This window comes from Candidatus Zixiibacteriota bacterium, from assembly GCA_022865345.1.
In the GTDB taxonomy this organism is placed as follows: domain Bacteria; phylum Zixibacteria; class MSB-5A5; order MSB-5A5; family RBG-16-43-9; genus RBG-16-43-9.
On the sequence record JALHSU010000257.1, the window covers coordinates 22,955 to 29,476 of the forward strand.

Annotated in this window: 6 protein-coding genes; 1 reads left to right on the forward strand and 5 read right to left on the reverse strand. The window is 43.1% G+C overall.

Going from position 1 to position 6,522, the window contains the following annotated elements; translation table 11 throughout:
- Nucleotides 1-152: 152 nt before the first annotated feature.
- The 5 genes from MUP17_12230 to MUP17_12250 form a co-directional block, all read right to left on the reverse strand.
- A complete protein-coding gene (locus MUP17_12230) occupies nt 153-1,244 on the reverse strand; it encodes an ABC transporter permease (protein MCJ7459739.1) in 1,092 nt (363 codons plus the stop codon).
- A 64-nt stretch (nt 1,245-1,308) separates the two neighbouring features.
- Nucleotides 1,309-2,421, reverse strand: a complete 1,113-nt coding sequence (locus tag MUP17_12235) for an ABC transporter permease (protein ID MCJ7459740.1) — start codon at nt 2,419-2,421, stop codon at nt 1,309-1,311.
- 3 nt (nt 2,422-2,424) lie between these two features.
- Nucleotides 2,425-3,366: an ABC transporter ATP-binding protein gene (locus MUP17_12240; GenBank protein MCJ7459741.1), complete on the reverse strand. Its 942-nt coding sequence runs from the start codon at nt 3,364-3,366 to the stop codon at nt 2,425-2,427.
- A 119-nt stretch (nt 3,367-3,485) separates the two neighbouring features.
- The gene (locus MUP17_12245; GenBank protein ID MCJ7459742.1) at nt 3,486-4,403 is read right to left on the reverse strand and encodes an ABC transporter ATP-binding protein; all 918 of its coding nucleotides are present in this window, start codon (nt 4,401-4,403) and stop codon (nt 3,486-3,488) included.
- 140 nt (nt 4,404-4,543) lie between these two features.
- Entirely contained in the window at nt 4,544-5,410 is an 867-nt protein-coding gene (locus MUP17_12250) for an efflux RND transporter periplasmic adaptor subunit (GenBank protein MCJ7459743.1), read from the reverse strand.
- 448 nt (nt 5,411-5,858) lie between these two features.
- Here MUP17_12250 and MUP17_12255 point away from each other — a divergent pair, with 448 nt between their 5' ends.
- Nucleotides 5,859-6,329 carry a methylglyoxal synthase gene (locus MUP17_12255; protein MCJ7459744.1) on the forward strand — a complete coding sequence of 157 codons (471 nt, stop codon included), beginning with the start codon at nt 5,859-5,861 and terminating at the stop codon, nt 6,327-6,329.
- Nucleotides 6,330-6,522: the final 193 nt, after the last annotated feature.

Genomic DNA, 6,522 nt, shown 5'->3' on the forward strand with positions numbered 1-6,522 from the left:
TACGCCGACTTCAGATTTCATAAGAACTCAAATCTGACAAAAATTAGCAAGACTGAAACCCTCTTTTTAAAACGGTTCTGCCAACTCGTTGTTTAACTTTAAATTAGATTCATACGACTTTTTGCGTCGCCGAATGGGCAATTACGCCGTTTTCAACCTATTTTTTTCCTGAAGCGGAGAATGCTGAGAACAAGCACGACCACACCGATAGAGCCCAGAGGTAAGAGCTGGTCCCAGAGAACTCGGAGACCACTCCCTTTGAGAAAAATCCCCCGCACGATAATTAGAAAATACCTCAACGGATTGACATAAGTGAGATACTGAATCAGCTTAGGCATATTGGCAATCGGGAACATAAATCCGGAGAGGATGATTGCCGGCATAAGAAAGAAGAAGGTCATCATCATAGCCTGCTGCTGGGTTCTGGCAAGGGTGGACATGAAAAGACCTATTCCTATAGTCGTCAAAAGGTAGACCGTCACCGACAGTAGCAGGAAAAAGAAATTTCCCCGGAAAGGTATTTTGAACCATAATATCGCCACCAGGGTTATCAGACACACATCTATAAAACCGATCAAGGCAAAAGGTGTAACTTTACCCAGGATGAGCTCAGAGGTCTTTATCGGGGTAACCATCAACTGCTCGATAGTTCCGATTTCTTTTTCCCTGACAATTGCCATAGAGGTCAGCATCATCGTGGTTATCATTAATATCAAAGCCAGAATCCCTGGCAAATTGAAATCCCTGCTTTTTAACTCTGGATTATACCAGGCTCTTACCTGGTTCTCCAGGCTCAGAATTTTTGGTTTAGAAACCATGCCGGTAACAGAAGCTCCAGCCAGCCTCTTCTGTACCTGATCCTGGAGAAGCTTTAGATTATAAGATAGAAGTAGCTGGTTTAAGTAACCGGAGACTACTCCTGCGGTGTTGGAATTGGTCCCATCGATTATGATTTGAATCGGGACAGTTTTCCCTTTTTTCAACTCCTGAGCAAAATCACTTTTTATCTCAATCCCCACCCAGACTTCCCCCTTATCCAGACGCTCAACCATCTCTTTCTGGCTTTCCGGAAAATAGTTGATCTGAAAGCGGCCGGAATTTTTGAAAAGCAGGATAAGTTCCCTGCTCTCCTGAGTCATAGAGAAATCTAAAACCGCTGCGGGAATCCGCTTAACATCCATATTGGCGGCATAACCTAACAGGATAATCTGTATGATCGGAGCCACAAAGATAATCATCAGCATCCTCTTGTCTCTCCTGATCTGAACAGCCTCTTTAAGAAAGATATGTCTAATCCTCTCCCACATATCAGTCCGGCAACCTTTTCTTAAAAATCAGATTAGCTATGCTTAGCATTATCAAAGCGAAGATGGACAAAAGCAAAATCTCGGGTATCAAGGAGGGAAAGCCGTTCCCTTTCAGGAAAATCCCCTGAAGGATCTTTATATAATACCTGGCTGGCACAATATGGGTGATAATCCTCAAAAAGAGAGGCATATTGAAAATGGGGAAAATAAAACCTGAAAGGATATAGCCTGGTAAAAAGGAGGTTAGCAAAGCCATCTGGTAGGCTAATTGCTGGGATTTGGTTAGAATCGAGATGAACATTCCGATGCCCAGAGCTCCAGCAAGGAATATACATGAGACTAAAAACATCAAAAGAAAACTTCCTCTAAAAGGAACCTTAAAGATAATCCTGCCCAGAAGAACGGCCAACAATAAATCGATCATCCCGATCGCAAAATAGGGAACCAGCTTGCCAAAGATCAGCTCTGAGGACTGAATGGGCGTGGCGATTAACTGTTCCATAGTCCCTCTTTCCCATTCCCTGGCGATAACCAGGGAGGTGAGCAAGGTTCCTATGATCATCATAATGACTGCAATCAGCCCTGGGATAATGTAGTTTTTGCTCTTAAGCTCCTCGTTATACCAGATCCTAATCCTTCCGTCGATTGGAGGATTGATTTCTATCTGGGTGAGCTTGAGAGAGTAAAGCTGAAGTGCTCCGGTTAGATATCCTGCTCCGATAGTGGCAGTATTGGCGTCGCTTCCATCCAGTATGGTCTGGACCTCCACCTTTTCCCCTGATTTTATTTTTTTGGAAAAGTCGTATGGGATAACCAGGGCAATTTTAATCTTTCCTTTTTCTATTAGATTCAATAGTCCCTGGTAGCTATCAGCATAACTTTCCACCGAAAAATAACCTGATCGCATCAAACTGGAAACCAGCCCCCTGCTTTCCTGAGAATTATCCTGATCATAGACCCCTAAAGGAAGATTATTGATATCCAGAGTCACTGCATAGCCAAAGAGGACCAGCATCCCCACCGGAACTGCAAAAGCCATGACCAGAATCCGGGTATCCCGGGAGATCTGAAGAAATTCCTTGAAAACTACTGCCCAAAGCCTTCTGAACTTCATCTTCTATGCCTTCTCCCTGATCAGAGACACAAAAACGTCCTCTAAGGACGGCACGATCTTTTGTAACCTTATCACCTCAATTTTATTCTCATCTAAGATCTGTGAAACTAAAGCAGAGGCTTCCTCTTCCCTGGTAAAAGGGATAAGGATGTGGATCTTCATTCCAAAAAGGGAGGCTTCGATGACCCTTTTGTCTTTTTGCAGAGAATCTAAAGCCTCGATTGGATTTTTGCATTCCACTTCCCAGACCGAGCCGGATATCGATTTGCCCTTTAGTTCCTCCGGAGTTCCCAAGCGAACTAATTTTCCCCTGAAAATGAGGGCTAACCTGTGACAGTACTCAGCTTCATCCATATAATGAGTGGTGACGAAAACCGTGGTGCCTTTATCTGAGATGGAATAGATTAAATCCCAGAAATTACGTCTTGATATCGGGTCTACTCCGGAGGTTGGCTCATCCAGGAAAAGGACTGGGGGCTCGTGCAGGAAAGCACATCCTAAAGCCAGCCTCTGCTTCCAGCCCAGGGCTAAATCCGCAGTCCTTCTGTTCCTTTTATCCTCCAGATCTGCCATTTTCAGAACCCATTCCTTTCTTTCTTTTTTCTTTTCCTTTTTGACTTTGTAGATTCCGCTGTAGAAATCTATGTTCTGCTCCACTGTCAGGTCATCGTACAAGGAGAATTTCTGCGACATATAGCCGATATTCTCTTTGATTTTCTCTGATTGAGTAAAGACATCGTATTCTCCAACCCTCCCCTTACCTGAAGTAGGAGTTAAAAGCCCGCACAGTATCTTTATGGTAGTAGTTTTTCCAGCCCCATTTGGACCTAAGAACCCAAAAACCTCCCCCTTCTTGATCTGAAAACTGATATTAGCCACTGCAGTGAAATCACCGAACCTCTTGACCAGGTTTTCCACTTCAACTGCAATCTGATTCGTGCTCATTCAGCACCCTTTACTTTATCCTGTGACTGTGTCCCCAGACCGGAGGCCGCAGACTTTGGTTTGCGAATGCCACGCAACCTAAAGGTTGCGGCTACCATAGAGATGTCATCCCTGTACATCTAATCCTTTTCCTCCGCTTGCTTGAGTGAGATGAAGACATCTTCTAAAGAAGGCTCGATTTTATTCAAGCTTAAAATCTCGATACCCGCATTTTGTAATTTGACTTTCAGATCTTCCAGGATTTTTTCATCTTCGAGGGTGAAATGCACTTTTTCTCCAAAAAGGGAAACATTCATTACTTCTTCTTCTTTTTCTAAGAAAGATTTCGCTTCCCTGCTTTTTTCGCTGACCAGCTCGAAAAGAACCCCTTTCATCTTCTGTTTAAGCTGCAAAGGAGGTTCGTATGCGATTAATCTCCCGCCGTCTAAAAAAGCAACTCTCTGGCATCTTTCAGCCTCGTCCATATAAGAGGTGGAGATGAAAATGGTCATCCCCTTTTTCCGCTGCTCGAAAAGGATTGACCAGAAGTCTCTGCGGGAAATCGGGTCAACTCCACGGGTGGGTTCATCTAATATCAGAACTTCCGGAGTATGTAAAAGGACGCAGGATAAAGCTAACTTCTGCTTCATCCCGCCGGAGAGGTTTCCGGCTAAAAAATTTTTAAAAGGTTCGAGCTGACTGAACCTGAATACCTCCACGTATTTTTCCTTTTTTTTCTCTTTAGTAAGCTGATATACCTCGGAAAAGAAGTTTAGATTTTCCAGCACAGTCAAATCCTCATACAATCCGAACCTCTGAGGCATATATCCGATTTTCGCTTTGAGCCTTTCTGAATCTTTGACTATATCAAATCCGGCAACTGTCGCAGTCCCGGATGTCGGCGCAAGGATTGCAGACAGGATCCTCATCAAGGTTGTTTTCCCTGCTCCGTCAGGTCCGACTAAACCTACCATCTCCCCTTTTTCTATTCTTAAAGAGAGATTTTCAATGGCAGTTAGCGCATCGAACTTCTTGAGCAGATCGAATGTTTCCAGCATGTCATTTAAAAAGTATGCATTAATTTTAGGTCTCTGAAAAAGTGGATCTGAATTGTCGGGCAAGGGTGCCCGACCTACGAAAGATCAGTCCCGTAGGCGGGGCTCCCAGCCCCGTAATAGGAGTTTTTCAGAGTTCTTTCTTAATCTTTTGATAGAATAACATCCGCCGGCATACCCGGTTTTAGAATCTGTAATGGGTTTTCCAGGCTCACCTTAATCCCGAAAACCAATTTCACCCTTTCCTCTTTGGTCTGGATGTTCTTGGGAGTAAATTCTGCCTGGCTGGAAATGTAAGTGACTTTCCCCTCAAAGACTTTCTCCGGATAGGTATCTATCTTAACCTGTGCTTCCTGCCCTAACTTGACTTTTCCCAAATCCGCTTCTTTGATGTAGATTTTGACCCAGGGATGCAGCAGATCTCCTAAGGTCAAAAGCGAAGAGCCTGGCGAAACCACTTCTCCTATCTCAGTATTCTTGCTCAGGACCAAACCATTGATTGGCGATTTAATTACCATATTATCGAGATTCACCTTGATCAGATCGATCATGGCTTTGTTTTGCTCAGTTAAATGGGTGGCAGAGCTAAGCTGGTCCTTTGCCATCTGGTATTTTGTCTCCTGGTCATCCAACTGCTGCCGGGTAGCGCTCCCGGCTTTGTAAAGCTGCCTCGTCCTTTCCAGATTGGTTTTGAGATTCTCAGAATTAGATTTAGACTGGGCAAGCTGGGCTAAAGATACCTGATAAGCCGCCTGAGCCTGTTTAAGCTGAGCCTGAAGCTCCTTTGTTTCTAATTCAATCAAGACCTGATCTTTTAAAACACTATCCCCCTCATCCACCAAAAGCTTCTCTATCCTTCCAGAAAGCTTTGAGCTTACCTCCACCTCGGTGATTTCAATAGTGCCAGAAGCAGATATCTCCCCCTTGTTCTTTTCCCCTTTTGAGCTCAGTAAAAAATACAAAACCAGTGCTAAGATCATCACTAAAATTAAAATCCCGAACCTTTTCATTATTTTCTCCTTTATCTTATTATGAGGTTATCCTCAAGCAGAAAATATAAGAAGATTAACGCTTTTTTACAAATGAAATTAATCTTTTAAAGTAGGTCGGGTTGCACCGGCCACCCGACTATTTATATTTCGTCGGGCAGTCTCCGACAGCCCAACCCACAGGTTTCAAAAAAATTTTGTTGCAAATTATTTCAAATTTGGTATAATATTCAAAAGTCGAATTAGAATCCATTGGGAGGTATATTTGACATAGCTGCCTATGCGTCTAAAATCGGAATAAACGCAACAGGTTCGTCTATAACTCCAATTTTGAGGAGATAAACGAACTTCTTACGCTTGTAACCAAGTTATGCGAAATTGCGGGACGTCGAATAATATGGATGAATATGTCGTAATATTGGATCCCATCAATGTATCTGTTGAAACAAAATAGATAAAAGGAGAAGTGATGGAAATATCGAAGCGAGTTGCTGTGGTTGCACACGACAACTGTAAAAACGACTTACTCGAATGGGTGGAATGGAACTGGAAGTTACTCCTAGACCACAAGCTGATCTGTACGGGAACTACTGGTCGCTTGGTTGAGGATGCAATAACCAGGAAGCTGGAAAAAGGGAAATCATTTAACCAGAGTATTGTTAAACTTAAGTCAGGTCCGTTTGGAGGCGATCAACAACTTGGGGCGATGATTGCAGAGGGAAATATTGATATTCTTGTTTTCTTTTGGGATCCCATGCAACCACACCCGCATGATGTTGATGTAAAGGCTTTACTGAGAATCTCTGTTCTTTATAATATTCCTACGGCTTGCAACAGGTCTACAGCGGATTTTCTTATTTCGTCTCCCTTAATGACAGAAAGATACACCCAGAAGTTAACGGATTACTCACAATACATCGACAGATCAATTACATTTTGATGAAGGACGCCCGCAACTTCGCATAACAGCAGAGGTAGGTCGGGTTGCGATAGCTACCCGACAATTTATATTTCGTCGGGTAGTCTCCAATCCGCAGGATCCAGATTCGGACAGCCCGACCTACAGGACTAGTAAAAAATCAAAAATTTTATTGACAAGATTTTTTGGATTTAGTATATATTAAACATAAAAG